The organism is Pseudomonas typographi (assembly GCF_014694385.1).
Taxonomy (GTDB): Bacteria; Pseudomonadota; Gammaproteobacteria; order Pseudomonadales; family Pseudomonadaceae; genus Aquipseudomonas; species Aquipseudomonas typographi.
Genome location: NZ_JAAOCA010000034.1, coordinates 1 through 25,705 on the forward strand (window position 1 = coordinate 1; position 25,705 = coordinate 25,705).

Genomic DNA, 25,705 nt, shown 5'->3' on the forward strand with positions numbered 1-25,705 from the left:
GGGTGGGTTGGGCAGTCGCGGTTCAGTTTTCATCGTTGATAGCCTCGGCCAGGCAGGCGAGTTTTTCCACGGCGCGCTGGGCGGCCTTGGCGTCTCGTTGGGCGTTTTTCAGCGTTTGTTGTTGCGCCTGCACCGCTCGGGTTTGCTGGTCGATGCCCTGGCGCAGCCGTGACAAGTCGTCGAGCAGGCTGCGTTCTTGGTCATGCCAGCGGTCCACATCGTTGAGTGTCAAGGCTTGGTTGACGTGCTCCAGGGCAAGCGCTTGGCGTTGTTCCACCTGGCGGCTGCGCTCATCGGCGAAGGCACTGCGCGTTTGGGCCAGGCGTTCGCGCCCGCTGTCAAGTTCACGTTCGGCCTGGCGTTGCTGGCGTTCCGCGCTGGCCTGGCGATGTTGGCGCAGCGGCGCCAAGATGCGAATCACCTCTTCGAGGGCGGCGCGCTGTGGGTCGGCTTCCAATTCTTCGTCCATGTTCACTCCGGTAGTTGCGCTGTCAGTTGCATCAGTGCGGCGAGGGTGTCTTGCAATGGCACCGGCTCGCGCAGGTCTTGGCGCAAAAAGGCATTGATCGGTTCGTTCAGCGCCACCGCGCAGTCGGTGACCGGGTCACCGCCGGGTTGGTATTCGCCCAGGCGCAGCAGCATCTCTACTTGGCGGTAGGCCGCCATCAACCGGCGCAGGCGGTTGTTCGCCTGTTGGTGCTCACGGCCGCTCACGTTGCTCAGGATCCGGCTGATGCTGGCCTGTACGTCGATGGCCGGGTAATGCCCGCGCTCGGCCAGCTTGCGCGAGAGCACGATGTGGCCATCGAGCAACGAGCGAACCTCGTCGGCCACCGGGTCGTTCATCGAGTCTTGCTCGATCAGCACCGTGTACAACGCGGTGATCGAACCGGCCTCGCTCATGCCGGCGCGCTCCACCAGTTGAGGCAGCAAGGTATACACCGAGGGCGGCAAGCCGCCCCGGCCCAACGGTTCGCCAGCGGCGATGCCGATTTCTCGTTGGGCGCGGGCGAAGCGGGTCAGCGAATCGAGCAACAGCAACACCTTAAGGCCTTTGGCCCGGTAAGCCTCGGCGATGGCCGTGGCGGTGAAAGCGGCGCGGGCGCGTTCCATGCTGGAGCGGTCTGAGGTGGCGCACACCAGTACCGAGCGCTGGCGCAAGGTATCGTCCAGTTCGTGGTCGAGGAACTCGCGCAGTTCCCGCCCGCGTTCGCCGATCAGCCCGAAAACGATCACATCGCACCCCATGTTGCGGGCCAATTCCGCCATCAGCGTGGTCTTGCCGCAGCCAGCGCCGGCGAACAGCCCCACGCGCTGCCCCTCGCCGAGCAAGATGGCACTGTCGATGGCACGCACGCCGGTAGGCAGGGCGGTGGTGATGCGCGGCCGTTGGGTCGGCGGCAGGGCGTCGGCGATCACCGGCACGGTCTGGCGGGTGTCGTTGGGCCCGGCAAAGGCGCCCTCGGCGCCTGCCAACAGGGGCCGGCCGAAGCCATCGAGCACACTGCCCAGCAAGCGTTCGTCCACGCCAATGCGGTGGGCAATGCCCAAGGGCCGGATGGGCGCATCGACCTGGATGCCATCAGGCGTGCCCAAGGCGCTGAGCAAGGTACAGTCGCGGGTAAACCCGACGATCTCGGCCAGGATGCTGCTGCCGTCGGCTTTACTCACCTCGCACAGTTCACCGACCTTTGCCGCCGGCACCTGGCACTGCAACAAGATACCGCTCACGGCGCTCACACGGCCGCTGGCGCGCACCGCCGAATAACGCGCCAGACGTGCGGCCTGCCCAGCGGCCCACTGCTGCAGGGCGGCGTTCACCAACGCACCTCGTAGTGGCGTTCGCCCTCGAACTCTACGCGGCCATCGTCGATACGGGTCAGGCGCAGCCCAGCCAACTCGTCGCCGACGTACAAGCGCTTGCCATCTGCGGTCACCAGGTGTGCCTGCGGCCCCGACATGATCTGCACGATCACGAACGGCAGCGCCGAGCCCCCGGCCGAAACCTCATCGACCAAGGCTACCGGAATTTGATAGCTGCCTTCGAACCGTTCCAGCATCCGCTGGTACACCGGCCGCGCCTCTTCTTGAAGGTTACCCCGCAACACCAAGCCCTTGGCCGTTTGTTCGACCGTCACATCGTTCAGCAGGCGGTCGCTGAGCATGGTTTTAAGCCTGAGTTGGGCTTGCTCGGCGCTCAGGCGGGTGCGGTGATCGCCGGCCGCGGGCGGCGCCGATTGGCCGGCGGCGCTGTCTACCCCGGTGCCCACCAGCGCTGCCTCGCTGGGGGCGTCGCTGTGGGACAGGCTCCAGGCGCTACCGACCACTCCCACCAGAATGCCCACGGTGATGAGCGTGACCCGGTTGAACAGCGACGGGCGCCGCCTGGCCGCCGAATGCCCGGCCGAGGGTTGCGTCGGTGGGTCGCCAGCGCCCTGCGCGGCGGCGCCCGGGGCGGGCACCGGCAGCGTCGGCCAGGCGGTGTCGGCTGCGGCCACCGCCAACCACACCGAACCCAATACAAAGGGGCTGCCTGGCTGTAGCGTAGCCAGGGCGTGCCCTTCGTCATCGAGCACCGCGCCGTCTTCGGCATTCAGGGTCCAGCGCTCACCGTCGCGTCGCAGGCGGCAGTGGCGCTGCTCCACGCCAGGGTCATGCAGCGCCAGGTCCAGTTCATCGTGCGAGCCGATCAGCCATTGCTCACCCACCAGGGGCAATGCGGCGCCCTGATGCAACCCGGTCAACACCCGCAACTCGAACATGTCAGGTGCCCTCTCTTCAGGCAGCATAGTGGTTGTCCAGGGCCGCGGTTTCTTCTTCGAGTTCGAAGCGGCCCATCACCTTCACCTGGGCGGTGGCGCTGATTTCCGCGAACGACATCACCGGCACGTGATGGAACTCTTCCTGCAGCAACGTCCGTAGCGGGCTGCGCAGGTCTTGGGCCACCAACAGCACGGCTTTTTCCTGGGCCCTGAGCGGAAACGCCAAGTGCAGTTGCTGCACCAGCAACTGGCTGGTTTCGTTGTCCAGCGCGAAGAACGTCTCGGTTTGCGTTTGGCGCAGCCCATCACGCAGCACGCCTTCGCTTTCCGGGGTCAACAGCCACACCAGCAAGCCCTCGGCGCCAGCATATTGGTGATACAGCTGCGACTTCAGGGCGATGCGCACGTAATCGGTCAACGCGGTGATTTCACGTTCGTACTGGCCATGCTCGATGAGGGTTTCGGCGATCACCCGCACCGAGCGTAATGGCACGCACTCCGAGGCCAGCCGTTGCAACACGGCGGCAAAGCGGGCCAGCGGCACCGCCCGCTGCATTTCTTGAGCGACCTCGGGCTGTTCGGACTCCAGCCAACCGAGGATCGCCTTGGCTTCCTGTAGGCCGATGAACCTCGGGCCGCAGGCGTGTAGGGCGCGCTCCATGCGCTCGACGATCAGCGTATGGGCGCTGACCACTTCGAACGCCTCGCCTTGCCCCTGCGCGGTGTCGGCCGGCATCCACAGCCAGTCCTCTTCCTGCCGGTCGACATGCCCGCCCACCGCGTGTAGCGGGGCTTGCTGCTCGAATGCGCGGGCCTCTACCGCCACCTGGCTTTGGGTGAAGGTGGCCCTGAGCAGCGGCACTTCATACACGGAAAACCTGAACTCATCGGGCGCCAGCGACGGCGAATGTTCAATGATGAACGAGGGCAAGGTCAGCCCGTACTGCACCACCAGCCGGTTACGCCGTTGGCGGATCTCGCTGACCAGCGCCTCTATCTGTGCCGGGTCTTGGTCTGGGTGAAACTGCAATACGAACTGGCGGCTGGGGGAGAACGTACGCAGGTCTTCATTGCCGTTCAGTTCCGGCGCCACGGCTTCGGCCTCATCTTGCTGCGCGGGCGGGCGCGCCCGGTACAACTGCAGTGTGCCGCCACAGCCGCACACGATAGCGATCACGATGAACACTGCGGTGGGCATGCCAGGCAAGGCCGCGAAACCAAGCATGGCCACCGAGGCGATGATCCAGGCCTTGGGTTGGCTGGTGATTTGCTCGGCGATTTCACGGCCGATGTTGCTTTGCACCGTCGGGTCGCCATTGGGCACCCGGGTGATCACGATGCCGCAGGTTACCGAGATCAACAGTGCCGGGATCTGCGCAATCAAGCCGTCGCCGATGGTGAGCACGGTATACAGCTGCAAGGCCTCGCTGGCGGCCATGTTGTGCTGCACTACGCCGATGGCGATACCGCCGATCATGTTGATGGCCACGATGATCAGGCTGGCGATGGCATCGCCATTGACGAACTTCATCGCCCCATCCATCGCGCCGAACAATTGGCTTTCTTTACCCAGTTCGGAGCGCCGGGTACGTGCCTCGTGCACGGTGATCAGGTTGGCGCGCAGGTCGCTGTCGATCGACATCTGCTTGCCCGGCATCGCATCGAGGGTAAAACGTGCGCCCACTTCCGCCACCCGCTCCGAGCCTTTGGTGATCACCAAAAAATTCACCACGGTGAGAATAAGAAAAATCACCATGCCTACGGCCAGGTTGCCACCCACCACGAATTGCCCGAACGCCTCGACGATATGCCCGGCGTCCTGGTTCAGCAAAATCAGCCGGGTGGTCGAAATCGACAGGGCCAGGCGGAACATGGTGGTGAGCAGCAGCACCGCCGGAAAGGTCGAAAACGCCAACGGCCGAGGCAGGTGCATGGCCAGCATGATCAACAGGCAGGAAATACAAATATTGATAGCGATCAACACATCCACCAAGGCAGTGGGCATGGGCGTGATCATCATGAACACAATCGCGATCACCGCGAAGGCGCCGACGATTTCCGAGCGGCGCATGGTTGCGAGCGCGATGCCGTTCAGCAGGTTGATTACGCGTTCCATAAGGCGCTGTTCTCCTGGGCGAGCCGTTGTTCCTCGTTGGTGAGCACGGTGCTGAGGATCAGCAGGTTTTTCTGGACGTTTGTATAGTCGTTCGTGGTCCGCCACAGCCGTACCGGCAACCGCTGGTTCAAGATGCGTTTAAGCTCGTTCAGGCAGGCCAACTGGTTGCGCAGGCGGCTGCCCCCGAGCAGTTCGACCAGGGTGCGTGTTTGCTCTGGTTCCATCAGCTTGCCGATCAGCGTGAGCAGGTGCCGCAGCAGGGCGATGCCTTCTACCTGCATGTCTGGGTTCTTGCTGCGCATGCGGCCGAGCAGGTGTTCGCATTCACGCAGTAGGGCGGCCACATGCCGCGCGGTGGCAAGGCCATTCATCAGCGGCCGCGCTTGCTGCAGTGCATTGGCGGCGGCGGCCGAGGCGACGTCTGCCGCCATGTCCGAACGTATTTCCCGGAGCGAGGTTTCGAACTGGCCGTGTTCGCGCATTTCGCCGAGCAGGGCATCGACCAGCCCCACCACGTTCAACGGGCCATTGACCGCGGCGCTGTACAGCGCGTCGGGGGCGGTTTTACGCAGTGTTTTGCCGCGGGCCCGCTCCCGCGCTTTTAGTGGGTTGGGGCGGTTGCGCCCCGGTTTGCCGTGCTCCTTGCACAGAAGCTTGAGCTGCCGCCTGAAGAACAGGTGTTCACCGTCATCCCCTTCGTCTTTCGCCTGGCGGGCTGCCGCCTGCATCAACCGGTGCGCTACGGCGGGGTTATCGCCACAACTGTCGAGGATGTGTGCGAGTGTTTCCTTGGGGTTTCGCAATTGGCGGCCCTGCAACTGCCTGCGCAAAGAACGCGTGGCGGCATCCAAGCCTTTGTAATAGTGGGCGATCAACTGGTGGGTGCGTTCCAGTGACCGCGTCGCCTGGGACTGCAAGCCGTTGATGACCGCCGCTTGATCACGCTGGTTGCTTACCTGGCCCCGCTCCGCCAGGGCGGCATCGAGGTGCGCCAATGCCTGGGTGGTTTCTTCAGGCGTAACCGGCCCCGGGTGCAACGGCGATAGCGGCGCAGCATGGGGCTTGGGCGGTACCACTGGTGGCATGTGCTGCGGTGTGATCGGCGGGGCGATTTTCATGGCGCGCCTCTGGGCTAAGTCTTGGGCCCTGAGTGGCTTGCCAGGGGCGCCGGTTCCATCGGCTTGCCAGTGCTTGCAGGGTCACTGGCCGGTTGTGCAAAACACCGTCGCCGCGCCGCGGCAGTTGCGCAAAAACTTGCGCTAGGTGAGATTGAGGTAAGTATGAATATCGTTTTATAACAGTGGGTTGAAGCCGATTATTAACATGGCACGGCTATCGCTAAGCATCCCTTACCACACCCCCTAAAAGGTAAGCCCAATGCCTACGAGCGTGTCCATCACCCCCCATGTATCTGCTGGTATTCGCCAACTCACTAGCGACCAGGTACAGATGTTGCGAGCGTTTATCCAGAAGCGCGTGATGAACCCGGACGACGTCGATGACATCCTCCAATGCACGTTTCTCGAAGCGATCCGTAACGAGCACAAGTTTCAAGGCACCTGCAAACCACAGACTTGGCTGTGTGGTATCGCCGTGAACTTGATTCGCAACCACTTCCGGCGCTTATACAACCAGCCCTATCAGGAAAGCTGGGAGGACCAGATGCATTCCAATGTGGTGCCGGGCGGCGACATCGGCCACGAGGTCGATGGCCATCGGCAGTTGGCGCGCGCCGTCCAGGCCATCGGCCAGTTATCCAGCCATATGCAGCAGGTGATAGAGGTCAGCCTGGAGATGGACGGCAATTATCAAGACACCGCCTCGTGCTTGGGCGTACCGATCGGCACCGTGCGTTCGCGGTTGTCGCGCGCGCGCGAGCAGTTGAAGCGGCAGATGGAGGCTTAGTTGTAGGGGCCAGCAGCGTATCGCTAAACTGGGCGTACCTTATTGCCTTCGCCTCGGGTGCCTATGGCTCGTTGTGGGTTATCACTGCCCTTGCTGATACTGCTGGCGGCCGCGCACGCGCAGGCGACCCTACGCTGCGGTACTGAGCTGATCGCCGAGGGCGCGCCCATCGGCGAGGTGCAGGCCAAATGTGGCATGCCGCAATACCAACACACCGAATACCCCGCCCTGCGTGCTGACGGGGTGCCGCGTTACCAGGCGGTTCAGGTGACCCGTTGGGTGTATGGGCCACGCAATGGCGCGTATCGGTACTTGCGCTTCATCGAAGGCAAGTTGGTGGAAATTCGCACGTCGCGCGAGGCGCCGTAGGCACCGGCCGCCGCATCTTACCCGCCCATCCGCGCCATCTGGCTGAGCAACACCCAAAACGTCCCACCGACCATCAGCGCTATGATCAACCCCGAAAACAGCAGCAGCCACAAGTCGTGGCGGTGCGAGCGGGCCAGGCTGATGTGTAAAAAACAGCGAAAGTGCACCATCACCTGCAAGGCCCCGCAGCCGTAAAGCACCCACCACAGCCCGGGGCCGTTCAGCGCGGTCAGGCCCACCACGGCGAACGACACGGCGGTCAACAGCACCGCAAGCACCAGCCCGAGGGTGTACAGCCGCAACGTGCGGCGGTAAGCGGCAACGTCGTTCACAGCCTGGCCCCCTGTAGGTACACCACGGTAAAGATGCCGACCCAGATGATGTCGAGAAAGTGCCAGAACAACGCTAGCCGCATCAGCCGGGAGGTCACCTCGCTCGCCAGGCCCATTACCCGGATTTGTACCAGCATCACCAGCAGCCAAAGGCAGCCGGTGGCCACATGCAGCCCATGCATGCACACCAGCGTGTGCAGTGCCGACAGGAATCCGCTGCGCTGGGGGGCCGCGCCGCGTTGGTAAAGGTCCACCAGGTCGTGGACTTCGGCACCGAGAAAGGCCAGGCCCAGCAGCAATGTCACGCACAGCCAGGCACTGGCCAGGCCGGGGCGCTCGGCCTTGAACTTCAGCGCGAGCGAGGCTAACCCAAAGGTATAACTGCTCGCCAGCAGCAAGCCGGTCTGCAGCAAGGCGCTGGGTAGGTTTACCACCTGCGCCGGGTGCGGCCCGCTGCCAGTGGCGTGGACCTGGGTGCCGTAAACGGCGAACAGCAAGGCGAACACCAACGCGTCGCTCATCAAGAAAATCCAGAAGCCGAACACGCTGCTGCCCACCTCGGCCTGTTCTGCCTCCGGGCTGCGCGGGTGGTTCAGCCCGGGGTGCAAATGCCGCGGGCTCATAGTGTGGGCTCCGCGCGGCCGCGGTTGCGCGGGTCGAGCTCAAGGTCGCGGTTCACCGCTTCGGCGGCCTGCACGGCGGCCACCCAACGGTTATGCTCGGCGGCGAGCTCGGCGCTGCTGACGGTCTGATGGGTGTGCCGGTTGAAACTGCGCACCACCACGCAGGCCACGGCCGCCAGCACGCCGCCGAGTGCCGCCCAGCCGATGTGCCACACCAGGCCAAACGCCGCCACGAAGCTGGCCGCACCGATGAACAGCGCCACGGGCGTGTTGCGCGGCATGTTGATCGGCGCCGGCTGAACCACCGCGCGATAGGCTTGGCCTTGCTCCTTCAGCCACATGAATGCATCACGGTCGTGAACCGCGGGCAGCACGGCAAAGTTGTAGGCCGGCGGCGGGGAAGGGCTTGCCCATTCCAGGGTGCGGCCATTCCATGGGTCGCCCAAGGGGGCACGCGTATGGTCGCGCTGGCGTATGCTCACGATCAATTGCACGACCAAGCTCGCCACTGCCGCGAACAGCAGTACCGCACCGGCTTCGGCCACCCACAACGCCGGTGCGAAGGCGCTTTGGTGGATCACGCTCAGGCGCCGGGGCATGCCTGCCGCGCCCAACAGGTACAGCGGCATGAACGCCAGCAGGAAGCCCAGGCCGAAGCACACGGCCGCCACACGCCCCCAATGCTCGTTAAGGCGAAAGCCGAACACCTTGGGAAACCAATAGGTATAGCCGGCCAGCAGGCCGAACAACGTGCCGGGGATCAGCATGTTGTGAAAGTGCGCGACCAGGTAGGTGGTGTTGTGCAGTTGGAAGTCGACCGGCGGTGTGGCCAGGGTCATGCCGGTCAGGCCACCTACCACGAACAGCATCAAAAACAGGCTGGCGTAAATAAGCGGCACGGTCAGGCGCACCCGCCCGCGAAACATCGTGAGCATCCAATCGTAGATTTTCACCCCGGTGGGAATGGCGATCAGCATGGTGGCGATACCGAAGGCCGCATTGACCCCGGCCGATTGGCCCATGGTAAAGAAATGGTGCAGCCACACCGTGAACGACAGCACGGTAATCGCCAGTGTCGCCAACACCAGCGAGGTGTAACCGTACAGCCTTTTGGCGGAAAAGGTCGGAAACACCTCCGAGAAAATCCCGAACGACGGCAACACCAGGATGTATACCTCTGGGTGGCCGAACAGCCAGAACAAATTAATGTAGTTCATCAGGTTGCCGCCGTCGGTATTGCTGAAAAAGTGAAAGCCCAGGTAACGGTCCAAGGCCAGCAACAGGGTGGCTACCGTGAGCGGCGGCATCGCGAAGATCATCAGGATGCTGGTGCACAGCGCCGTCCAGGCGAACAGCGGCAAGCGCATGAAGGCCATGCCCGGCGCCCGTTCCTTGTAGAGGGTGGTGGCAAAGTTAATCCCAGTGAGGGTCGCGCCGATCGAACTCAAGGTCAGCGCCCAAATCCAGTAATCCGGACCCACGCCGGTTTGGTAGGGCGGCTCGGTGTAGGGCGGGTAGCCGCTCCAGCCGCCGGTGGAAAAACGCCCCAGCACCAGCGAAATCATCACCAGCCCCGCACCGGCTACGGTCAGCCACAGGCTGATCGCATTGAGCAGTGCAAAGCGTACATCACGGGCGCCGATTTGCAGCGGCACGACGATGTTGATCAACCCGGTCAAGAACGGCATGGCCATGAAGAAGATCATGATGGTGCCGTGGGTGGTGAACAGTTGGCTGAAATGCTCCGGCGGCAGGAACCCTGGGTTGTTGATCGCCACCGCTTGTTGGGTGCGCAGCAGCACCCCTTCGATCACCCCACGTACCAGCATTACCAGGGCCAGCACCACGTACATCACGCCAATACGCTTGTGGTCCAGGCTGGTCAACCATTCCCGCCATAAGTAGCCCCAACGCCGGGTGGCGGCGATGAACAGCACCGCTGCCAGCACACCGGCTACCAGTACGCCGGCGGCCACGGTGGCAATCGCGCTGTAGAACGGCAGCGCATCCCAACTGAGCCTGCCCAGTAGCCAGCCGTGTAGATCGCTCATGGGCGTGCAGCCTCTGGCAGGCCGGGGCAGCCCGGCGGTTGTGGGCCATATTGGGCCAGCAACCAGCCGAACAGGCTTGGTGTACTGCGCCCATACACCTGCGCCATCGGCTCGACGCCTGGCAGGCGTAGCCGGGCCAGCTCGGCGCAGTCCAGCAGCGCCGGTCGTTGGCCGGCAGCGCTGGCCCAGGCAGTAAAAGCCGGCTCATCCAGCACTTGCACCGTAAAGCGCTGGTCTTGAAAGCCCTCGCCGTTGAATTGATTGTTGCGGCCCTGGTAGGTGCCCGGCTGGCTGGCGCGAACATAGAGCTGCGTCGCCATGCCGGCCATCGCGTAGATTTGCCCGCTCAGTTGCGGCACGTGAAACGACTGCATCACCGCCGCACTGGTCAGTTGCAGGTGCACGCTGCGCCCCTGGGGAATCACCAGTTGGTTGAGCGTGGCCAGGTGCGCCTCGGGGTAGATGAACAGCCATTTCCAATCCAGGGCGATCACCTGTATGTCGAGGGCGGCCGAGCTGTCGGGCGCGCGATAGGGGTCGAGTTGAAACGTTTGCCGGGCAGTGATCATCGCCATGGCGGCCACCACCAACAGTGGCACACCCCAGCACAGTGCCTCCAGCGCCCAGGAGCGCTCCCAGCGCGGGCGGTAGGCCACCTCCGCGCCACGGCCGTGCCGGTAGCGCCGCAGCAGCCATGGCGTAAGCACGATCACCGGCACCACCACGATCAAGCACAGCGCGACCATCGCCCGCCATAGCAGGTACTCACTGGCCGCATTGGCTCCGGCGGCAGCGGCGAACCCATGGCCGGCTATGCCACAGCCGCTGTTGGCCAGCAGCAGGGCTAACAGTACGCCATGGCGCACCAGCACGGTGCTGCCGTTTAAGGGTGTCAGTGGCTTCACTGGCGAAGGCTCCATTGCCTTGATGGCGAAAGGTCGAAACCCGCCTTGACTGGTTGTTTCGAGGTGCACCGGCGCGAGGGAGTTCCGCCCGCTGCCGCGCATAGGGTTGAAGGGGGGCCGGCGCAGCGTGGGCCCAACACTCATTTCCACTGGGCGCCAGCCGTCTTCGCTTGTATGAAACGAGGCCGCCTGATCGCAGCGCGGCGTTCCCCAGCCAGCACATGAGGACGGCTACAGCGCTGGCCAATTTCTTCGAACGCCCGACTTCCCTGGCGCACGCCTTGATGCGCCATGCCGCGTTACGGGCGGATGAACCGGCCCTGTGGTTTCTGGACAGCCACAGCGAGCACGGTGAGTGAGAACCGCCTGGCCTTTGCTGGGGAGCGTTAGAAGTCGTACCGCACGTTCACCATGAAATTGCGCGGTTCCCCATACAACCCCTGGGCGCCCTTGACGCTGGCCAGGTAGTTCTTATCGAAGATGTTGTTGAAGTTAAGCGTGGTGGCCAGGTGTTTGCTGACCTGATAGCGAGCCATGCTGTTGAACACCGTATAGTCACCTTCGCCCACCTTGTATTGGCCAAACTTGGCGTAGGTCGGGCCATTCCAGTTCAGGCCGCCGCCGACAGTCAGTTTGTCCCAGTCACCGCGCAGTTTGTAGGTGCTCCACAGCTTGAGCATGTCGGCCGGCAGCGAGGTCATCGCGCGATCACCGTCTTGATCTTTGGTGACGGAGTGGGTAAAGCTACCGGTCACGTTCCAGCCGGGCGCGACTTGGCCTGTTACCTCGACGTCATAACCCTTGGTGGTCGCCCCATCGATGTTTTTGTAGGCCTGTGTGGTGGTACCGGGGACGTAGTAGCCGGTGTCGACGTCGGCCAGGTTGTCGCGCTCGACCCGGTAAACGGCAACGGCGGCGTTCAACCTTCCGTCGAGGAACTCGCCTTTCCAGCCCGCCTCATAGTTGCTGCCGGTGACAGGCTCAAGCACCGCGCCGGTGCGATCCTGATAACTCTGGGGTTGGAAGATGTCAGTGTAACTGACATACACCGACTGCTCGGGTGTGAGGTCGTACACCACGGCTGCATACGGCGAAACCTGGCCATGCTCGCGCTTTTTCGACGATGAGGGCGCGACGGAGGAGAAGTACGTCAGGTTGTAGTCGTAGCTGAAATCCGAGGTGCGGGCACCGAGGATAACGCTGACCGCGTCTGTGACTTTGAATTGGTTGGCGACGAAGGCCCCGCGTTGCAGGTACTTGGTTTGCATGGTGAAGCTGGGCGTGAACGTAGTGCCACGCGGCAGGTAATTGTCCCAAGTGTTGAAATTGAAAAGGTTGGATATCCCGTCACTGTAAGCGATGTGGTCGTTCTTGTAGCTGCCGTAGTTGAAGCCCAGCACCAGTTGATGGGTTCGGTTGAACAGGTCGTATGGCCCTTGCAGGGTAACGTTCAGGCCTTTTTGCGTCTGGTCGGCGCTGGACTTGCCCCGGTCTGCCCGGGCGCTGCCGGTTTGTTGGTTCAGCGAGGGCAGGGTGCCCACGTCTTTGAACAGGTAGTTGCCGATCAACGTCGAACGGTCGATGTCCATGTAATTGGCGGCAACGTTCAGCGACCAGTCATAGGGCAACTGTTGTTCCAGGTTGACGATGTAGTTATAGGTTTCGATCTCGTCTTTGGCCCAGCGCGCGCCGACACTGGTGGAGCGCGAATAATAGGCCCGCTGGCCGTTGCTATAGATCAACGGCACCCCGGCGGCCCCGTCGATTTCCATTTTTTGATAGTCGATGCCTGTTCTCAATACAGTGGTGTCGCTCAGGTCGGTTTCGACGACTCCATAGAGGATGTCCCGCTGGGTGCCGTACCAATCCATGAAGCTGTTTTGCGTCTGTTTGGCGCCTACCAGGCGCCCACGAATGCGCCCATCTTCGGTCAAGGGGCCGGACACATCGGCTTCGGTACGGTATAGGTCCCAGGAACCGGCACCGGCCTGAACATAGGCCTGGAAATCCTTGGTGGGGCGTTTGCGCACCAGGTTGATCAGCCCGCCCGGGTCGCCGGAGCCGACCATCAGGCCGCTGGCGCCGCGCAGCACTTCTACCCGGTCGTACAGTGCCATGTCCATGGACGTCTGCGGGATGGTGCGGGTCTGGCTTTCGGTGATCGTCGTGATACCGTCGATTTGATAGTTGGTGATCGCGCTGCCACGGGAATAAATATCGAAGCGTTCCATGCCACTGTAGGTGACGTTGAGGCCTGGGGTTTGCTCCAATACGTCGGTGAGGCGGTTGAGCTTTTGGTCGTCGATTCGCTGGCGGGTCATCACGCTGACCGACTGTGGCGTCTCGCGCAATGACAGGTTCATCTTGGTGGCGGTATTGGTCGAACCTGTGGTGTAAGACCCCGTCCCCTCAGTCGTAGCCCCCAGCCCGGTGGTATTGACATTGATCGGGCCCAGTTGCAGCGCGCCGTCGTTCGCCCTCACCACGGTGACGGTATTGCCGTCCAACTGGTAATTGAGCCCCGTGCCCTGCAGCAATTGGCGCACCGACTCCCCCAGCCCATAGCGCCCACTCACGGCGTGGGTCTGTAGGTTGTCGGCGTCGGCCGAGTTGTACAGCACCTGGGCGCCGGTTTGTTGGGCAAGCGCCTGCAGGGCCGAGCCTAGCGATTGTGCCGGGATATTCAGCGTCCACTGCTGCGCTTGAGCGGCGAGCGGCAGTGCTATCAACAGGCCCAGCGCCGGAAGGCGGGCGTTGAACACATGGCGGATGCGAAACGCTTTGGTCAGGTGATTCAGCGTGTAGTGTGTTGGCATTTCGATGCTCGTGGCTTATAGGTGTGCTGCGGTGTGTTGAGGTAGCCCAAAACACGCGCCCGATGCTGGCTACCTTGTGACGCACCATGTGTGAAAAACCAGAATTACAAATCATTCCTATCCCTATTTTTCATTCGGCGTACGGCTTCACACGCGCTCACCCGGCTTCCAGGCGTACCTATTGGGCGGCCCCGCGGGATAGCGTTCGTCATGGCTGATGGCGATGAGGGTTTTGCCCAAGCGTTTAAGTTCGGGGAGCCGTTCGGGATAGAACACACGGCGGAAGGTGGGGGCCAGGTCCGCGGCCCATTCGTCGAACACCAGCACCGGCCGCGCTTCGAGCCAGGCATTGATCAAGGCGCGGCGCTTGTGTTGCCCGGTGGAGAGGCCTGTGGTGGTGAATACGCCGTCGTGGATGCTGGCTTTGTGCGCGATGTCCAGCCATTGCAGGTAAATTTCGGCATTTCCAGAATCTGCTGGGCGCCCATGTGCGGGTCATCGAACAGGTACTGGTCAGCAAATGCGGTGGTGAACACCTGCCGATGGGCGTCGCCGGTTGGGCGTATTTCCCCCTGCCGTGGCGGGTACGGCCCTAGCAGCAATGTGATCAGGGTGGTTTGCCTTGGGCGCCACGCGCTAATAGATGTACGCCAGCCTGGCGCTGAATGGACGGCCCCGGCCCAGCAATGTTAGCCAAGCGGTGGTCTAAATTGTAAAAGCGGCTTTTAAGTTGATGAGAATTATTATAATTTACGCCCTCGGCATGCCGCTCATTGGCCTTTATGCCGGTTTCCCTAGATGAACAGCCCAGGAAGGCGTTGTCGATGTCCCGCCCCGGTGCCCTGCTAGAACACTATTACCGCGAGCTGGTGAACTACGTCAGCTTGCGCATCGGCAGCCGGCATTTGGCCGAGGATATTGCCCATGACGCCTACGTGCGGATCCTCGAGCGCTGCGACGCTGTCCAGATCGAGCACCCGCGGGCATTTTTGTATCGCACCGCGCAGAACCTCATTATCGATGGCCACCGCCGTAACAGTGTGCGCCGCGCCGAACCGCTGGAGGTGCTGGAGGCCGAAGAGGGCGCCTGGGTGGCGCCCCCGCTGGCGAGCATGGCCCACGACGAACGCCTGGCGTTGCTCCAACGTGCGCTGGGTGAACTGAATGCGCCGTGCCGGCAATGCTTTTTGTTGCGCAAGCTCAATGGCCTGTCGCACCCGGAAATCGCCGAGCGCCTCGGCTTGTCCAAGGCCATGGTTGAAAAGCACATCGTCAATGCCATGAAGCACTGCCGCGTGAGAATGCGCGAGTGGGAACAACGCTGACCTTCCCGGCCCTGCGCGCAACGTTAGCGGGCCCGCGCCGGCGCAGCGGTAGAACGGTTGGGCTGGCCGTGCCCTTGGCGAACGGGCGTTAACCGCTATAGCCCACCCTTGCGCTGAACCACGGTTTCACCTTCATCATTATGGCTCAGGTACACCGGCAACACCTTCGGCAGCGCCTCGACAAGGCTGGCTATATTGGCGGTGTTGTAGATACCTCCAATGCGCAATTGCCCGGTCGGTCGGTCGGCCAGGTGAATAGGGGTGGGCAAGTAACGATTGATCTGCGCCAGCGCTTGGTCGAGGGGGACATCGCGCAGCACCAGCTTGCCCTCGCGCCAGGCCAGCGCATCGCTGGGCGATGCGGCACTGACCTCAGGGCTGAAGGTGTGCAGGTTATAACGCGCCTGCATGTCGGGCGAAAGGTAGGCCACTTGCGCGGGCTTGCGCCGGTCGCTGAGGACTTTCACCGACCCTTCTGTCAGGGTCACGACCACTTCGTCCTGGTAGCTCCACACATTGAATTTAGTACCCGTGACGCGCACCTGCCCCGGCCCGGCATCCACCATAAAGGGGTGGCTGGCGTCGTGCTTCACCTCGAAATAGGCTTCCCCTTTGCCCAAGGTCACGCTGCGCCGGTCCTTGTAGTTGGCATAGGCCAGCTGCGTGCCCAGGTTCAACTGTACATGTGAGCCATCCGCCAGGGTGACGTCGCGAGTGGCCGCGCCGCTTTGATAACGCTGATAATCGTTGGGTACCCAGCCTTGCTCCCAGCCGACCAGGCCTAATATCGGTAGCCCGGCAAGCAGCACCGCGGCCGCCACCCAGGGCCGCTTAATCGCGCGCCTGGCCCGTGGCGCGGGCGTGCCGACGGCTGGGTGCGGCGTGGGCAGGAATTCGCTGATGGTCCAGATTTCCATCATGGCGTCGAATTCACGCCGATGGGCCGGGTCGCTGTTCAGCCATTGCTCGAAGCGCTCGCGCTCCTGCGCGGGCAAGTCCTGCTCATGCAAGCGCATGCACCAGCGCGCCGCTTCATCGCTGATGCGGTCGCTGGAAGGGTCGGGGGAGGCGTGGCTGGACATCGCGGGCTACCGGGCGGGGTAGTTCTTGTACCGAATGGTCCGCGAATTATACAGCTAAATACCCCGGCGCATAGCGGCCGGCTTTGCCCGGCGGCGCGCCGGGTGAAACGCCGGGGGCCAATGCCGGGCCGGGGGGGGCGACCTCAGCGGCCTTGGGCTTGCACCACGGAATTTTTGCAGTGCACCAGCGCGTCGCGAATCATGAAGTTCACCAGCGTGGGCGACACGCCCAGCTCTGCAGCGATGTCTTTTTGCTGCTCGCCGTACACGCGATACATGATGAACGCATAGCGCGTTCGCGCTGGCAGTTGCGCCAGCGCGCTGTCGACCTTGCCCAATGTTTGGCGGTCGACATTGATCGACTCTGGGTTGGCCAACTGCGGCGCCGAGTTCAAGTCGTTTTCATCGTTGACGAAGTACTTTTGTTCCATTGACTGCTTGCGATAGTGGTCGATCGCCAGATTACGCACGATCCGGAATACATAATTGAGTTGCGTGTTGAAGGGCAGGGTATCGAGCGTCATGCCCGACACCCTGAGAAATGCATCCTGTACCACGTCTTCAGCCCGGCTGGGGCAACCGGTGATTCTGGCGGCGGTCTTGACCAAGCCGGCGCGGTGGTCGATCAAGGTTTGGAGCAGCGGAGCGAATTCATTGACGGCGTGGGCTGTAGTGCCTGATTCCTGCATGGCGATACCTTTGCGGCCGAGGTTGACAAGGTGGCGATAACCTTAAGACGGCGACGACATTATGGTTGTTGATTATCATTGTCAAATACGAAAAGGTTATATTCAAGATGTCTCGCCTTATGCTGGTGCGTATCATTCGCGTTTTTGGAGTGTGCGCACTGTACTGGCGCGCGGGATGGCGCTTGGATCCAGTGGCTGCAAAAAGCCGGGGGCGCCTGGCGCCAGCCCTTCGCCCCAAACGCCCCGCGTGGCATCGCCTGGGAGAAGCCGAAGGTGGCCGAGCGCCTGGGGCAAAGCCTGTTGCAGGCCAGCGCCGATGTGGCGGCCATGGGGTTGGCGCCTGGCACCGCCTGGGGGCAATTGCAAACCGTGCAGCGTGGCGGGCAATGTCTCGCCATCCCCGGCGGCGACGGCAAACCGCTGGTTTACAACGCGATCACCAGCCGGCAACGGCCGACGTTTCGAGGTGAAGGCGGGCAGTAGTGATATCCAGCGGGTTGGCTTTAGGTTCGAGCGGGTAGGCCGCTCAATGTGAAGCGCCGGTTGGGAGGGGCAGGTGCTGCAGGTCATCCAGCGCAGCTTTCACCGTGATGACCATGGCATCCGCCACCTGCGTGGTGGCCATGCTCGGTGCGCCGGGGTAATACGCCGCTTGCGCCGGCGTATAAGGAACGTGCACAAAGCCCGCGCGAACCCTGGGTCGGTGGCGCAGCACATGCATCAAGCCGTAGAAAACATGGTTGCAAACGTAGCTGCCGGCGCTGTAAGAGAGGCTGGCCGGGATGCCATTTTCGTGCAGTGCCTGGGCGATGGCTTTCACCGGTAGCGTGGTGAAATACGCTGCCGGTGCACCGTCGATCACCGGCGTGTCGATCGGTTGTTGGCCGGCGTTATCCACCATGGGTGCGTCGTCCAGGTTAATTGCCACCCGTTCCAAGGTGATATCTGGCCGGCCCCCCGCCTGGCCCACAACGATGACCACGCTGGGCCGCAGCGCGGCGAGGGCGTGTTCCAGCACCTGCAACGCGCGCTCAAACACGCACGGTAGTGGCTGGCAGGCAATACGCAGCCCGGGTATGGCCGTGTAACCCTGCAGCGTTTTAATCGCCTCCCAAGAAGGATTGAGGGCCTCGCCATTAAAAGGCTCGAAGGCCGCCAATAATACCGTTTGGCTCACAGGTAGTCCTAATTAAGGCATGCGTAAACGCTAACTTCGCTATCCGCTTACAATAAAAGCATTGAAGCCGAAGCGACGTCCCAGGGGGCAGAGTATTTACTATAATGGCCCGTCGCCAAGCAATAATAGTTAGAAGCGGTACTCTGCGGTTAAGCGTGTTGTGCGGCCATCTTTAACACCTAGATAATAAACCGAGGTGCTGTAGGAATAAATATCCCGGTCGAAGAGGTTCTTGACCCCCAGATTCAACGACCAATTCTTCTGATGGTAGAACACCGACATATCCGTTTGGGCATAACCTGCCACATTGAAGTAGGTACTGGTGCGATAGCCGCTGAGCATATCGCTGGCGGCCGTCACACCGATACCAGCACCGAACCCTTTGAGCGGCCCGTCCTGGAGCTCATAGGTGGTCCACACGTTGGCGGAGTGCTTGGGTTGCCCGGTGACCTTGTTCACCTCGCCATTGACCTCGCCGGGGTCTTCGAACTTCGAATAGGTGTAGCTGGCGGTAAGGTTCCAGCCCGGCACGATCTGGCCGTTGAGGTCGAGGTCGAACCCTTTGCTGTGGCGGCCTTCGGCACCGATATACTGGCCCATCTGGTCCTCCAATGGCACGTTGGTCTGCTTGATGTCGAACAGCGCGGTGGTCAGGGTGAAACGATCATCGAGCAGGCTGAATTTCAGGCCGACTTCCTTGGCGGTGCTGCTGCTCGGCGGCAGTGCGTTGCCGCTGCGGTCGATGTTGGCACTGCCTGAAAAACCATGCAGTACGTTGGCGTACGCGGTGATTTCCGGCGTGAGGTCATAAGCGATCCCGTAGTTGGGCACCCATTTGGTCTCGCGATAGGGCGTGGACGCGCCACCCACTATGTTGGTCTGGCTTTCCCACACAGATTCCTTGCCGGCAAACAGCAAGTGCAGCTTCTCCAGCACGGTTATTTGATCCTGCAGGATCAGCCCGCGCTGGATGTTACGGCTGTCGTAGCTTTTATCCCTGGCACGGGGGATGTGCGGGAAATCCAGCGTATCTGAATCCAGCACATTGCCGGTGGTGATCAACTGCCCGTCGCCCAATTCGTATTGGGTGTTGTTGCTGTGCAAGTAGTCGACGCCCAGCAGCACATCGTGCTTGAGCGGGCCGGTGTTGAAGCTACCGCGCAGAACACCTGCGGGGCGGCATTGTGCACCAATGCGGCGCTGGCGGTGCCTTTGCCGCCCCGCCAGAATGGCCGGCGGGACACTTCGATGTGGCCTGCCTTGGCGTGCCAACGCCAACGCTTGAAGAAAAAATCGGCCAGTTGCGGGTCACCATGGAACAGGCTCCACGGCACGCTGGGCGGGTAGTAGGAATCGGCGGCGTCGGCCATGGAAACTCCGTCGTGTAATGACCGGTCGTTATGTCGGGTGGCTGGGCATTGCCTGCGGGCGGCAGCGCAAAAGCATAGCATGGCGCACGCCGCCGACACAGGCGGGGCTGGCGACCTGCCACCTGTACGGGGTGGCCAGGGGGCTCAGGGGGCGGTGGTGGCCTGGGTCACAAAATCGATTTTAGACAAACCACCGCTCTGTGCGGCGGCCAGCAGGTGAGCGACGCGTTCATAACGCGCCTGCCCATCGGCGAATACGCGCAGCGTCGGCGCGGGCACCTGTGCGGCGCTTTCGGCGACTTTCTGCTGCAGTTGCCCATCGTCTACCGCTTGCTTGTTCCACAGGATGCCGCCATCGGCCGTGATAGAAATGTCCACCGGGTGGTCTTCCTGCACGCTGCCGGGGGCATCGCCTCGTGGCAGGTCCACTTTTACCGCGTGGGTCATCACCGGCAGGGTAATGATGAAAATGATCAGCAGCACCAACATCACGTCGATCAACGGGGTCATGTTGATGTCGGTGACCAAGTCGTCACCGCCCTCGAATAAGGAGTTGGACATACTCATGGCTTGCCTGCCCCGGCGGCGGCCACTGCGCCAAACGGCGTGCTGTGCTGGCCCGCGGGCTTGGCCAGCGGGGCAGGGTCGCTGCTCACCCGGGCACCGGTAAGGAAGAAGGCGTGCAAGTCGTGCGCGAAGCGGTTCAGCTGGTGGACCGCGGCTTTATTGCGCCGGGCCACGGCGTTATAGCCCAGCACCGCGGGGATAGCCACGAACAGCCCAAAAGCGGTCATGATCAGCGATTCACCCACGGGGCCGGCGACCTGGGCCAGGGAGGCATCGCCGCTGATACCGATCACCTGTAGCGCGTGATAAATCCCCCACACCGTACCGAACAGCCCTACGAAGGGCGCGGTGCTACCGATCGAGGCGAGAATGGCCAAGCCAGGCTGCATGTGGGCGACTCGGTCATCCAGCACATCCTTCAGGCAACGGGCCAGCCAGTCGCTGAGGTCGAACTGCGTGTGTAACTCGCTGCTACGTTGGTAGCGATGGGCGTCGGCGGCATGGCCGGCGATCGACAGCGCTACATAGGGGTTATCGCGCGCCGCGCCCAGCGCTTGGACGTCCTCCTGGAAGCTGTTGGCGTGCCAAAAACGTGTTCTGGCCCGCAGGGTCATGCTGCGCAAGCGCAGCAGTTGCAAGGCCTTGGCTACTATCACACTCCATGACAGCACCGACATGGTCAGCAAGGCCACGGCAATGCTGCGTGACACCACGTCAGCCTGGGCCCAGGCATCATTCATAGCTAATTCCTGCATGTTCGCTTACCTCAAAAAAACAGTGGCCTAACGGGTGAGACGGAAACTGATCGGTTGCAGAGCGCGTACCGCCACCGCCAGGCCGTTCTCTAGGTAAGGAGTACAGACGGCGCCCAGTACGGCCTGGCGCGCGGCGGCGTCCAGGGCGGCATCGCCAGAGCTGTGTGCGATGTCGGCTTGGTCGACCCGGCCTTGCGCGTTCACCACCAAGCGGATCACGGCCTCGCCTTCAATTTTCAGCCGCTTGGCCTGGCGCGGATATTCGGGAGCGGGCACGCGGCAACCCACCGTATTGATGTCTTTGGGGCCTGCAGCGGGCAGTTGCAGGGCCGGCTCTACATGCTCGGCCGGGGGCGCCGAAACCGCCGCCGGCGGCGCGTCCTGGGGCTGCTCGGTGCTAATGGGCGGCGTTGCCTGCACCGGGCGCCGCACCGGTGGGGTGCGCGGTTTGGCCGGTTGCGGCCTGGCCGGCGCGGGTAATGTTGGTGGTGGCGATACCACCGTGCGCTCGGCGCTGGCGCTGGTCATCACCGCTGGCGCCGGCGTGGCGGGCGCAACTGGTGTGGGGCTGTTCGCTTCGGCGGGCACGATGGCGGGCGCGGCAACCATGGTTACCCGAACGCTCGCTGGCGCGGCGGGGGCGCTGACCACGCTGAGCTGCTTGGGTGCGCCTTTGAGCAGCAGCCCCAGCAGTAACAGCACATGAATCGCCAGCACTGCACCGCCAATAAGCCAGCCGCGGTCCCGGCTGAGGGGTTCGGCTGCAGCACAGCGGGTTTCGGCGATCCAGCCGCCGCACGGTAAAGGGTTGCCCAAACGAATATCCAGGCGGCTCATGGCGCAGTCTCTTGCAGTGGCTGACCGAATGGCGGCCTGTTATCACCTATGTGCAATGACAGCGGGAAAGTGACAGTGCTGTTTGAGGTTTTTTGCAGGTAAAGATGTGCTATTTAGCCCCCTGTGCGAGCGGTGCAGGGAGCCGAGGCAAACGATGGCACCCGCCTGGGCCCAACCCAGAATGGCTCGGGCGGCGTTTGAATGGGCGGTGCCCGGCACCCAGGATCGCGCACCGGGCATCGCTCAGGGGTTCATCCCCAACCCTGCCGACAAGTCTGTGCCGTCGGTGGCCGGCGGCGCCACTTTGGGGGCACCGCTGGGCGGCCCTGCGGCCGCGGCTTCGCCAGCCTGGTTAACGCTGTCCTTGACCTCGGCGTAGGCTTGCTGGCCTTTGCTTTTGACCTTGGCGGCCAGGTCGTCGCGCGCATCGCCCAGCAGCTCGTTTTCCTTGTCGGTGCTGGGCAAGCACGCGCCCAAGGCCGCGCCCAGGGCGATGCCGACCGCTGCCAACACCAGCGGCTGTTCCTGGGCCAAGCGGTTGAACTGGCTTTTTAGCTCAACGGCTTGGCTGTGGGCGCGCTCCCGGGTGTCGTGGGCGGCTTGGCGCACCTGGCCGGCCGAGGCGTTCAGCGAATCGGTTGCACGATCAGACAGCTGCGCGGCGTTGCCTTTGAAGGCCCCAGCCTTGTCTCTGGCGGTGTCCGAGGCACTGTGCAGCCGGTCGCCCACCTGTGACAAGGCATCACTGACGTGCTGCGCCGCATGGCTCAGTTGCTCGCCCAAGCCGGGGCCGGTGGCAGGCGGGCCAGGGCGAAACGGCTTGTTCTGGTTGATTGCCAGCCACGCCAAGCCTACGCCGGCCAACACCGTGGGCAGGGGGTTATTCTTCACCGTGGTGCCAAGGTTCTGGAAGAATTCGCCGCCATGGCCTTTGGTGTAGGCCAGCGCCTGGTCGAACAACTGCCCCGGCGTGAACCGGCTTTCCAACGAATCGACGATATGGCTGATGCTGGTGCGCTTGGCGTCGATCTCCCGCTCCAGGGTTTGCGGGCTTTTATGGGATTCGGTCTCGAACGAGGGGCTCATAGGGTTTTCCTCTTCAACGTGTCCTTGTCTTGCTGCATCGCATGCAGGGTTTTGTCTGGGGTGAAATGTGACGGTTCGAATTGCTTCTTGCCGCTTTGAAGCATCACCGCGCCTACGATCAGCGTCACCGCGCCTACGATCAGCGCGGCCAACCAGGGCGCCAGGTAAAGGCTTAAGCCATATACGGCCGCCAGCAATAAGATGATTAACCCAGCTAACACCACCACTGCACCGCCGGCCACGGCGGCGGTACCGGCCTTCAAACTGTTGAGGCTTTGCTGCAGCTCGGCCTTGGCCAGGGCCAGTTCCTTGCTCAGCAGCTGCGGAACCTCGCGGGCCAGTTGGCGCAGCAGGCCGCCGATGGAGGCGCTGTCCAGGCTGGGTTCAACGGGCGCCGCAGGTTTTTCGAATGGGTCAACGCTCATGTCAGGTCCCCTTTGAAGTTGCCTTTTTCGTCGTACGGGCTGGCGCTGCCGGGGTAACTGGCCGGTTCACCCAGTGGGTCCGGGGTGGCGCCCAACGCCGGTGGCGCAGCCCCCGCGGTTTCGGCCGGTGCGCTGGCCAGTGCGGGCACTGCCGGCTCATCCGCCGGGGCGGCGCTGAAGGTGGGCGCCTCGGCAGCGGCCGGTGCCGGCTGCGTGCCGCTGGCGCGCAGAAAACGCGACAAACCGAAACCGACGGCCACGCTGGCACCCACGAACAGGGCGGGGTTATCCCGCGCCAATCGCGCACCTTTGTGCAGTAAGTCCTCGGCACTTTGCTCGCGCACCTGGTCGGCGAATGTGCTAAGCCCTGTGGCCCATTGGGTCAGGTACTGGGAAAGCCCCAACGAATCGTTGCCTTGCAGTGCCCCCGCCGCTTGCTTGGCGCCTTCGACCAATGAATCGATGTGTTGGGCGGCGACATCACGGTAGCGTTCATACTGCTCTGCACCTTGCTCTTTGGCCTCGTCCAGCGCACTGGCCGCTTCCTCGGCGACATGGCGAAGAGGCTCCGGCGATGGCACCGAAGGCCCACCCTCCCGGGCTGCGTGGTCATTCTGGCTCATGCTGATTCTCCCTTTGTTTGAATAAACGCGGGGCACACTGCACGGCTTGCCGGGCGAACGTTCTACGGCCATTCAAGGGGATGACGGTGGGGAAACGCGCAGAGTTCACACCGTGTGATCAGTGACCGCGCAGGCGCTTAGCGGGCGGCCCCGCAAGCCGCCGCGCCTTAGCATTCGCTCCAGTCGATCCGGTGCTCGTGGTTGATCCGGAAGGTTCGCAACGGGGCATTGGAACCCTTGCCGCGCAGTTCGTTGATCGCGTGCAGGATGATCACATACAGCAGGTCGGCGCTTTGGTATTCCCACGGCTTGAGCACACGCTCTACCTGGGCCGGTACGCTGGGGTCGCGTAACTCCAAATGCATGATGCGGTCGCGGAACTCCAGTTGGTGCTCCACGGGCGGGTTGAGCTGCGCAAGCGCACTTTTGAGCGTGTCCACGATGCCTCCTGCAATTGACCGGGTGTGGCCGCAGTTGTTTGGAACACGCCGCCGTTGCAACGATAGATTTATTGTTGCCCATGCGACCGGTGGCATAGAGGTTCGGCAAGCGAAGCGGCGGTCATCTACACTGCATGGGCGCCTTTACATAAGGGCGGCAGGCTAAACATTGGCGTAACAGGTTCAGTGTTGGGAGGGTGCGATGGTGTTAGAGCTGCGGCGCATCATGGAAACCGCTTTTTTGCCCTACCGTTGCGATTGCCAGTTGAGCATGGACGGCACCATGAACGTGCAACTGCTCGACCCGCACACCGGCGCGGTGGCCCTGGTGGTCAGTGGTATCTCCACCGTGCAGCTTACCAATAGCCGGGCCATCGCCGCCTTGGTGGCCGAGCTCAAGGAAGAAGCGCGGCTGCGGCATATCGTTAGCCGCTACGGCGCAGCCAACGCGCCCTAAGCCGGCAGGTGCATGCCTAATGCATCACCGACGCGGCGGCCGGCTCGGTGTCCAGCAATTGCGCCACCAAGTCGTCAAGGGTTATGCCTTGGCCATACGCGACGCTACGCATCGCATCGATCACCGTGTCATAGCGTAAATCTTCCACGGTCATGGCGCCGAACTCGGCAGGGGCCGCCGAAAAGCCTCTAAGGTCGGCCAATAACGCGGGCCGGGTGGCCAGAAACAAGCAGATCGCCAGCACTTCATCGTTCATCGCTCTTGCCTCGTTGAGGGCGCACTTATTTACCATAGCGTTGTTTTCACGCGCCGTTCGACAAGCGTGCGGTAATTGCGCCGCACGCACTCAGGGCGCGCGCTTCTTAATAAGCGCCTGGCCCCGGCCGCTGGTCGCATGCGCCGCACGAACGGCCGGCGCGGGCCTCTACTGCCTGAGGCGCAGAGATCCTTGGCCCTCGTAGCGGGCCTACAAACGCCTTGGAACAGTAAGCCGTTGCTGGTTTTTCAAAGGGTTATCCGCGGCGGCGCAGGGCTGAATACGGGCGAAGATATCTCACTGCCGGGCATACCGAAGGTGCCGGCCGGGCCACGCGCGAAGCGATAGCTCGCAGCATGCCTTCCTAGGATGGAAGAAAATGGAGCGTTTATTCGCTGAGTTGGCGCTGGCACGCAAAGAAGGGCGGGTTGCTGTCAGGATCATCGTTCATTGCCCCAAACTCTGGTTCAAGTTGGTCCAGCACCCTAGCATCCGGCGTGCCCGGGAGTTGGTGTTCTGCATGAACGTGCTGATGATCTACGAGAACCGCCATCATGGGCAGCAAGAGTTCTACGTGGTGTATACCCAGCGCTACCCACCGGCTGAAAAGTTCATCGAGGCCCCCGTCACGGGTATCCGCGCCAGCACCGCCCCGGCCCGGGAGCCTCGGGCCAGCCGGCAGGGCGCAAGGCTCGTGGCGCCTTCGCCGGCGCAGGCCCCTTGCGGGTAACCGCGGG

General features: G+C 62.7%; 30 protein-coding genes and 1 pseudogene. 7 read left to right on the plus strand and 24 right to left on the minus strand.

Features of this window, described 5'->3' with window-relative positions:
* Positions 1-22 precede the first annotated feature (22 nt).
* The 5 genes from sctO to HAQ05_RS22020 are packed head-to-tail and all read right to left on the minus strand — an operon-like array spanning position 23 to position 5,996.
* The gene (gene sctO, locus HAQ05_RS22000) at positions 23-469 is read right to left on the minus strand and encodes a type III secretion system stalk subunit SctO (RefSeq protein ID WP_190424565.1); all 447 of its coding nucleotides are present in this window, start codon (positions 467-469) and stop codon (positions 23-25) included.
* Between the two features lie 2 nt (positions 470-471).
* Entirely contained in the window at positions 472-1,821 is a 1,350-nt protein-coding gene (locus HAQ05_RS22005) for a FliI/YscN family ATPase (protein ID WP_190424567.1), read from the minus strand.
* A complete protein-coding gene (locus HAQ05_RS22010) occupies positions 1,818-2,762 on the minus strand; it encodes an FHA domain-containing protein (protein WP_190424569.1) in 945 nt (314 codons plus the stop codon). Before HAQ05_RS22010 ends, HAQ05_RS22005 begins: the two co-directional genes overlap by 4 nt.
* 16 nt (positions 2,763-2,778) lie before the next feature.
* The gene (gene sctV, locus HAQ05_RS22015; RefSeq protein WP_190424572.1) at positions 2,779-4,878 is read right to left on the minus strand and encodes a type III secretion system export apparatus subunit SctV; all 2,100 of its coding nucleotides are present in this window, start codon (positions 4,876-4,878) and stop codon (positions 2,779-2,781) included.
* Positions 4,866-5,996, minus strand: a complete 1,131-nt coding sequence (locus tag HAQ05_RS22020; RefSeq protein WP_190424574.1) for a TyeA family type III secretion system gatekeeper subunit — start codon at positions 5,994-5,996, stop codon at positions 4,866-4,868. Before HAQ05_RS22020 ends, sctV begins: the two co-directional genes overlap by 13 nt.
* 259 nt (positions 5,997-6,255) lie before the next feature.
* Here HAQ05_RS22020 and HAQ05_RS22025 point away from each other — a divergent pair, with 259 nt between their 5' ends.
* Together HAQ05_RS22025 and HAQ05_RS22030 are read left to right on the plus strand one after the other, a co-directional pair.
* The gene (locus tag HAQ05_RS22025; protein WP_190424576.1) at positions 6,256-6,783 is read left to right on the plus strand and encodes an RNA polymerase sigma factor; all 528 of its coding nucleotides are present in this window, start codon (positions 6,256-6,258) and stop codon (positions 6,781-6,783) included.
* 90 nt (positions 6,784-6,873) lie between these two features.
* Positions 6,874-7,152 (plus strand): DUF2845 domain-containing protein, encoded by a 279-nt coding sequence (locus HAQ05_RS22030; RefSeq protein ID WP_238935283.1) that lies wholly within the window; start codon positions 6,874-6,876, stop codon positions 7,150-7,152.
* 17 nt (positions 7,153-7,169) lie between these two features.
* On the opposite strand, the gene HAQ05_RS22035 is transcribed toward HAQ05_RS22030, so the two are convergent.
* Genes HAQ05_RS22035 through HAQ05_RS22050 form a run of 4 tightly spaced genes read right to left on the minus strand, consistent with a single transcriptional unit; the run spans position 7,170 to position 11,063 of the window.
* Complete coding sequence (locus tag HAQ05_RS22035) at positions 7,170-7,484, minus strand: cytochrome C oxidase subunit IV family protein (RefSeq protein WP_190424580.1); 315 nt, start codon at positions 7,482-7,484, stop codon at positions 7,170-7,172.
* Complete coding sequence (locus tag HAQ05_RS22040; RefSeq protein WP_190424582.1) at positions 7,481-8,107, minus strand: cytochrome c oxidase subunit 3; 627 nt, start codon at positions 8,105-8,107, stop codon at positions 7,481-7,483. Before HAQ05_RS22040 ends, HAQ05_RS22035 begins: the two co-directional genes overlap by 4 nt.
* Positions 8,104-10,158 carry a cbb3-type cytochrome c oxidase subunit I gene (locus HAQ05_RS22045; protein ID WP_190424585.1) on the minus strand — a complete coding sequence of 685 codons (2,055 nt, stop codon included), beginning with the start codon at positions 10,156-10,158 and terminating at the stop codon, positions 8,104-8,106. The genes HAQ05_RS22040 and HAQ05_RS22045 overlap by 4 nt, the downstream gene beginning before the upstream one ends.
* Positions 10,155-11,063, minus strand: a complete 909-nt coding sequence (locus HAQ05_RS22050; RefSeq protein WP_190424587.1) for a cytochrome c oxidase subunit II — start codon at positions 11,061-11,063, stop codon at positions 10,155-10,157. The genes HAQ05_RS22045 and HAQ05_RS22050 overlap by 4 nt, the downstream gene beginning before the upstream one ends.
* A gap of 221 nt (positions 11,064-11,284) precedes the next feature.
* Between HAQ05_RS22050 and HAQ05_RS22055 the strand changes: the two genes are divergently transcribed.
* The gene (locus HAQ05_RS22055) at positions 11,285-11,422 is read left to right on the plus strand and encodes a hypothetical protein (RefSeq protein WP_190424589.1); all 138 of its coding nucleotides are present in this window, start codon (positions 11,285-11,287) and stop codon (positions 11,420-11,422) included.
* 27 nt (positions 11,423-11,449) lie between these two features.
* Here the strand turns inward: HAQ05_RS22055 and HAQ05_RS22060 are convergent, their stop codons facing one another.
* Together HAQ05_RS22060 and HAQ05_RS22065 are read right to left on the minus strand one after the other, a co-directional pair.
* Positions 11,450-13,879, minus strand: a complete 2,430-nt coding sequence (locus HAQ05_RS22060; protein WP_190424591.1) for a TonB-dependent siderophore receptor — start codon at positions 13,877-13,879, stop codon at positions 11,450-11,452.
* A gap of 198 nt (positions 13,880-14,077) precedes the next feature.
* Positions 14,078-14,499, minus strand: a pseudogene (locus HAQ05_RS22065) (ATP-binding cassette domain-containing protein); the annotation flags it as partial.
* A gap of 204 nt (positions 14,500-14,703) precedes the next feature.
* On the opposite strand from HAQ05_RS22065, the gene HAQ05_RS22070 reads away from it, so the two are divergent.
* Positions 14,704-15,204, plus strand: a complete 501-nt coding sequence (locus HAQ05_RS22070) for a sigma-70 family RNA polymerase sigma factor (protein ID WP_190424593.1) — start codon at positions 14,704-14,706, stop codon at positions 15,202-15,204.
* 95 nt (positions 15,205-15,299) lie between these two features.
* Here HAQ05_RS22070 and HAQ05_RS22075 read toward each other — a convergent pair whose 3' ends face one another.
* Together HAQ05_RS22075 and HAQ05_RS22080 are read right to left on the minus strand one after the other, a co-directional pair.
* Positions 15,300-16,286 (minus strand): FecR family protein, encoded by a 987-nt coding sequence (locus tag HAQ05_RS22075; protein ID WP_190424595.1) that lies wholly within the window; start codon positions 16,284-16,286, stop codon positions 15,300-15,302.
* Positions 16,287-16,429: 143 nt separating this feature from the next.
* On the minus strand, positions 16,430-16,975 hold the full coding sequence (locus HAQ05_RS22080; protein WP_190424597.1) for an RNA polymerase factor sigma-70: 546 nt from the start codon (positions 16,973-16,975) through the stop codon (positions 16,430-16,432).
* Between the two features lie 273 nt (positions 16,976-17,248).
* Between HAQ05_RS22080 and HAQ05_RS22085 the strand changes: the two genes are divergently transcribed.
* On the plus strand, positions 17,249-17,458 hold the full coding sequence (locus HAQ05_RS22085; RefSeq protein ID WP_190424599.1) for a hypothetical protein: 210 nt from the start codon (positions 17,249-17,251) through the stop codon (positions 17,456-17,458).
* Positions 17,459-17,501: 43 nt separating this feature from the next.
* Here the strand turns inward: HAQ05_RS22085 and pcp are convergent, their stop codons facing one another.
* The 10 genes from pcp to HAQ05_RS22135 all read right to left on the minus strand — a co-directional run bounded on the left by pcp (position 17,502) and on the right by HAQ05_RS22135 (position 24,255).
* A complete protein-coding gene (pcp, locus tag HAQ05_RS22090) occupies positions 17,502-18,152 on the minus strand; it encodes a pyroglutamyl-peptidase I (protein WP_190424601.1) in 651 nt (216 codons plus the stop codon).
* 129 nt (positions 18,153-18,281) lie between these two features.
* Positions 18,282-19,277, minus strand: coding sequence for a TonB-dependent receptor domain-containing protein (locus HAQ05_RS22095; RefSeq protein ID WP_190424603.1), 996 nt, complete (start codon positions 19,275-19,277; stop codon positions 18,282-18,284).
* Positions 19,211-19,522, minus strand: coding sequence for a hypothetical protein (locus HAQ05_RS22100; RefSeq protein ID WP_190424605.1), 312 nt, complete (start codon positions 19,520-19,522; stop codon positions 19,211-19,213). Before HAQ05_RS22100 ends, HAQ05_RS22095 begins: the two co-directional genes overlap by 67 nt.
* A gap of 144 nt (positions 19,523-19,666) precedes the next feature.
* Complete coding sequence (locus tag HAQ05_RS22105) at positions 19,667-20,083, minus strand: ExbD/TolR family protein (RefSeq protein WP_238936564.1); 417 nt, start codon at positions 20,081-20,083, stop codon at positions 19,667-19,669.
* A 2-nt stretch (positions 20,084-20,085) separates the two neighbouring features.
* The gene (locus HAQ05_RS22110; protein ID WP_238936565.1) at positions 20,086-20,829 is read right to left on the minus strand and encodes a MotA/TolQ/ExbB proton channel family protein; all 744 of its coding nucleotides are present in this window, start codon (positions 20,827-20,829) and stop codon (positions 20,086-20,088) included.
* 42 nt (positions 20,830-20,871) lie between these two features.
* Positions 20,872-21,681, minus strand: a complete 810-nt coding sequence (locus HAQ05_RS22115) for an energy transducer TonB (RefSeq protein ID WP_190424611.1) — start codon at positions 21,679-21,681, stop codon at positions 20,872-20,874.
* Positions 21,682-21,924: 243 nt separating this feature from the next.
* Positions 21,925-22,767: a DUF3618 domain-containing protein gene (locus HAQ05_RS22120; RefSeq protein WP_190424614.1), complete on the minus strand. Its 843-nt coding sequence runs from the start codon at positions 22,765-22,767 to the stop codon at positions 21,925-21,927.
* Positions 22,764-23,192, minus strand: a complete 429-nt coding sequence (locus HAQ05_RS22125) for a phage holin family protein (RefSeq protein ID WP_190424616.1) — start codon at positions 23,190-23,192, stop codon at positions 22,764-22,766. Before HAQ05_RS22125 ends, HAQ05_RS22120 begins: the two co-directional genes overlap by 4 nt.
* Positions 23,189-23,815, minus strand: coding sequence for a hypothetical protein (locus HAQ05_RS22130; protein WP_238936566.1), 627 nt, complete (start codon positions 23,813-23,815; stop codon positions 23,189-23,191). Before HAQ05_RS22130 ends, HAQ05_RS22125 begins: the two co-directional genes overlap by 4 nt.
* Before the next feature lie 167 nt (positions 23,816-23,982).
* Complete coding sequence (locus HAQ05_RS22135; protein ID WP_190424618.1) at positions 23,983-24,255, minus strand: hypothetical protein; 273 nt, start codon at positions 24,253-24,255, stop codon at positions 23,983-23,985.
* 202 nt (positions 24,256-24,457) lie between these two features.
* Here HAQ05_RS22135 and HAQ05_RS22140 point away from each other — a divergent pair, with 202 nt between their 5' ends.
* Positions 24,458-24,712, plus strand: coding sequence for a DUF1652 domain-containing protein (locus HAQ05_RS22140; RefSeq protein ID WP_190424619.1), 255 nt, complete (start codon positions 24,458-24,460; stop codon positions 24,710-24,712).
* A 16-nt stretch (positions 24,713-24,728) separates the two neighbouring features.
* On the opposite strand, the gene HAQ05_RS22145 is transcribed toward HAQ05_RS22140, so the two are convergent.
* Entirely contained in the window at positions 24,729-24,968 is a 240-nt protein-coding gene (locus HAQ05_RS22145) for a hypothetical protein (RefSeq protein WP_190424621.1), read from the minus strand.
* A gap of 379 nt (positions 24,969-25,347) precedes the next feature.
* Here HAQ05_RS22145 and HAQ05_RS22150 point away from each other — a divergent pair, with 379 nt between their 5' ends.
* Complete coding sequence (locus HAQ05_RS22150) at positions 25,348-25,698, plus strand: hypothetical protein (protein ID WP_190424624.1); 351 nt, start codon at positions 25,348-25,350, stop codon at positions 25,696-25,698.
* Positions 25,699-25,705: the final 7 nt, after the last annotated feature.

What these genes read in the sequence shown, in the direction of transcription:
- sctO (WP_190424565.1), bottom strand. Translation starts at nt 469, where the DNA reads ATGGACGAAGAATTGGAAGCCGACCCACAGCGCGCCGCCCTCGAAGAG.
- HAQ05_RS22010 (WP_190424569.1), bottom strand. Translation starts at nt 2,762, where the DNA reads ATGTTCGAGTTGCGGGTGTTGACCGGGTTGCATCAGGGCGCCGCATTG.
- sctV (WP_190424572.1), bottom strand. Translation starts at nt 4,878, where the DNA reads ATGGAACGCGTAATCAACCTGCTGAACGGCATCGCGCTCGCAACCATG.
- HAQ05_RS22020 (WP_190424574.1), bottom strand. Translation starts at nt 5,996, where the DNA reads ATGAAAATCGCCCCGCCGATCACACCGCAGCACATGCCACCAGTGGTA.
- HAQ05_RS22025 (WP_190424576.1), top strand. Translation starts at nt 6,256, where the DNA reads ATGCCTACGAGCGTGTCCATCACCCCCCATGTATCTGCTGGTATTCGC.
- HAQ05_RS22040 (WP_190424582.1), bottom strand. Translation starts at nt 8,107, where the DNA reads ATGAGCCCGCGGCATTTGCACCCCGGGCTGAACCACCCGCGCAGCCCG.
- HAQ05_RS22045 (WP_190424585.1), bottom strand. Translation starts at nt 10,158, where the DNA reads ATGAGCGATCTACACGGCTGGCTACTGGGCAGGCTCAGTTGGGATGCG.
- HAQ05_RS22055 (WP_190424589.1), top strand. Translation starts at nt 11,285, where the DNA reads ATGAGGACGGCTACAGCGCTGGCCAATTTCTTCGAACGCCCGACTTCC.
- HAQ05_RS22060 (WP_190424591.1), bottom strand. Translation starts at nt 13,879, where the DNA reads ATGCCAACACACTACACGCTGAATCACCTGACCAAAGCGTTTCGCATC.
- HAQ05_RS22070 (WP_190424593.1), top strand. Translation starts at nt 14,704, where the DNA reads ATGTCCCGCCCCGGTGCCCTGCTAGAACACTATTACCGCGAGCTGGTG.
- HAQ05_RS22075 (WP_190424595.1), bottom strand. Translation starts at nt 16,286, where the DNA reads ATGTCCAGCCACGCCTCCCCCGACCCTTCCAGCGACCGCATCAGCGAT.
- HAQ05_RS22080 (WP_190424597.1), bottom strand. Translation starts at nt 16,975, where the DNA reads ATGCAGGAATCAGGCACTACAGCCCACGCCGTCAATGAATTCGCTCCG.
- HAQ05_RS22100 (WP_190424605.1), bottom strand. Translation starts at nt 19,522, where the DNA reads ATGGCCGACGCCGCCGATTCCTACTACCCGCCCAGCGTGCCGTGGAGC.
- HAQ05_RS22105 (WP_238936564.1), bottom strand. Translation starts at nt 20,083, where the DNA reads ATGTCCAACTCCTTATTCGAGGGCGGTGACGACTTGGTCACCGACATC.
- HAQ05_RS22110 (WP_238936565.1), bottom strand. Translation starts at nt 20,829, where the DNA reads ATGAATGATGCCTGGGCCCAGGCTGACGTGGTGTCACGCAGCATTGCC.
- HAQ05_RS22115 (WP_190424611.1), bottom strand. Translation starts at nt 21,681, where the DNA reads ATGAGCCGCCTGGATATTCGTTTGGGCAACCCTTTACCGTGCGGCGGC.
- HAQ05_RS22120 (WP_190424614.1), bottom strand. Translation starts at nt 22,767, where the DNA reads ATGAGCCCCTCGTTCGAGACCGAATCCCATAAAAGCCCGCAAACCCTG.
- HAQ05_RS22125 (WP_190424616.1), bottom strand. Translation starts at nt 23,192, where the DNA reads ATGAGCGTTGACCCATTCGAAAAACCTGCGGCGCCCGTTGAACCCAGC.
- HAQ05_RS22130 (WP_238936566.1), bottom strand. Translation starts at nt 23,815, where the DNA reads ATGAGCCAGAATGACCACGCAGCCCGGGAGGGTGGGCCTTCGGTGCCA.
- HAQ05_RS22140 (WP_190424619.1), top strand. Translation starts at nt 24,458, where the DNA reads ATGGTGTTAGAGCTGCGGCGCATCATGGAAACCGCTTTTTTGCCCTAC.
- HAQ05_RS22145 (WP_190424621.1), bottom strand. Translation starts at nt 24,968, where the DNA reads ATGAACGATGAAGTGCTGGCGATCTGCTTGTTTCTGGCCACCCGGCCC.
- HAQ05_RS22150 (WP_190424624.1), top strand. Translation starts at nt 25,348, where the DNA reads ATGGAGCGTTTATTCGCTGAGTTGGCGCTGGCACGCAAAGAAGGGCGG.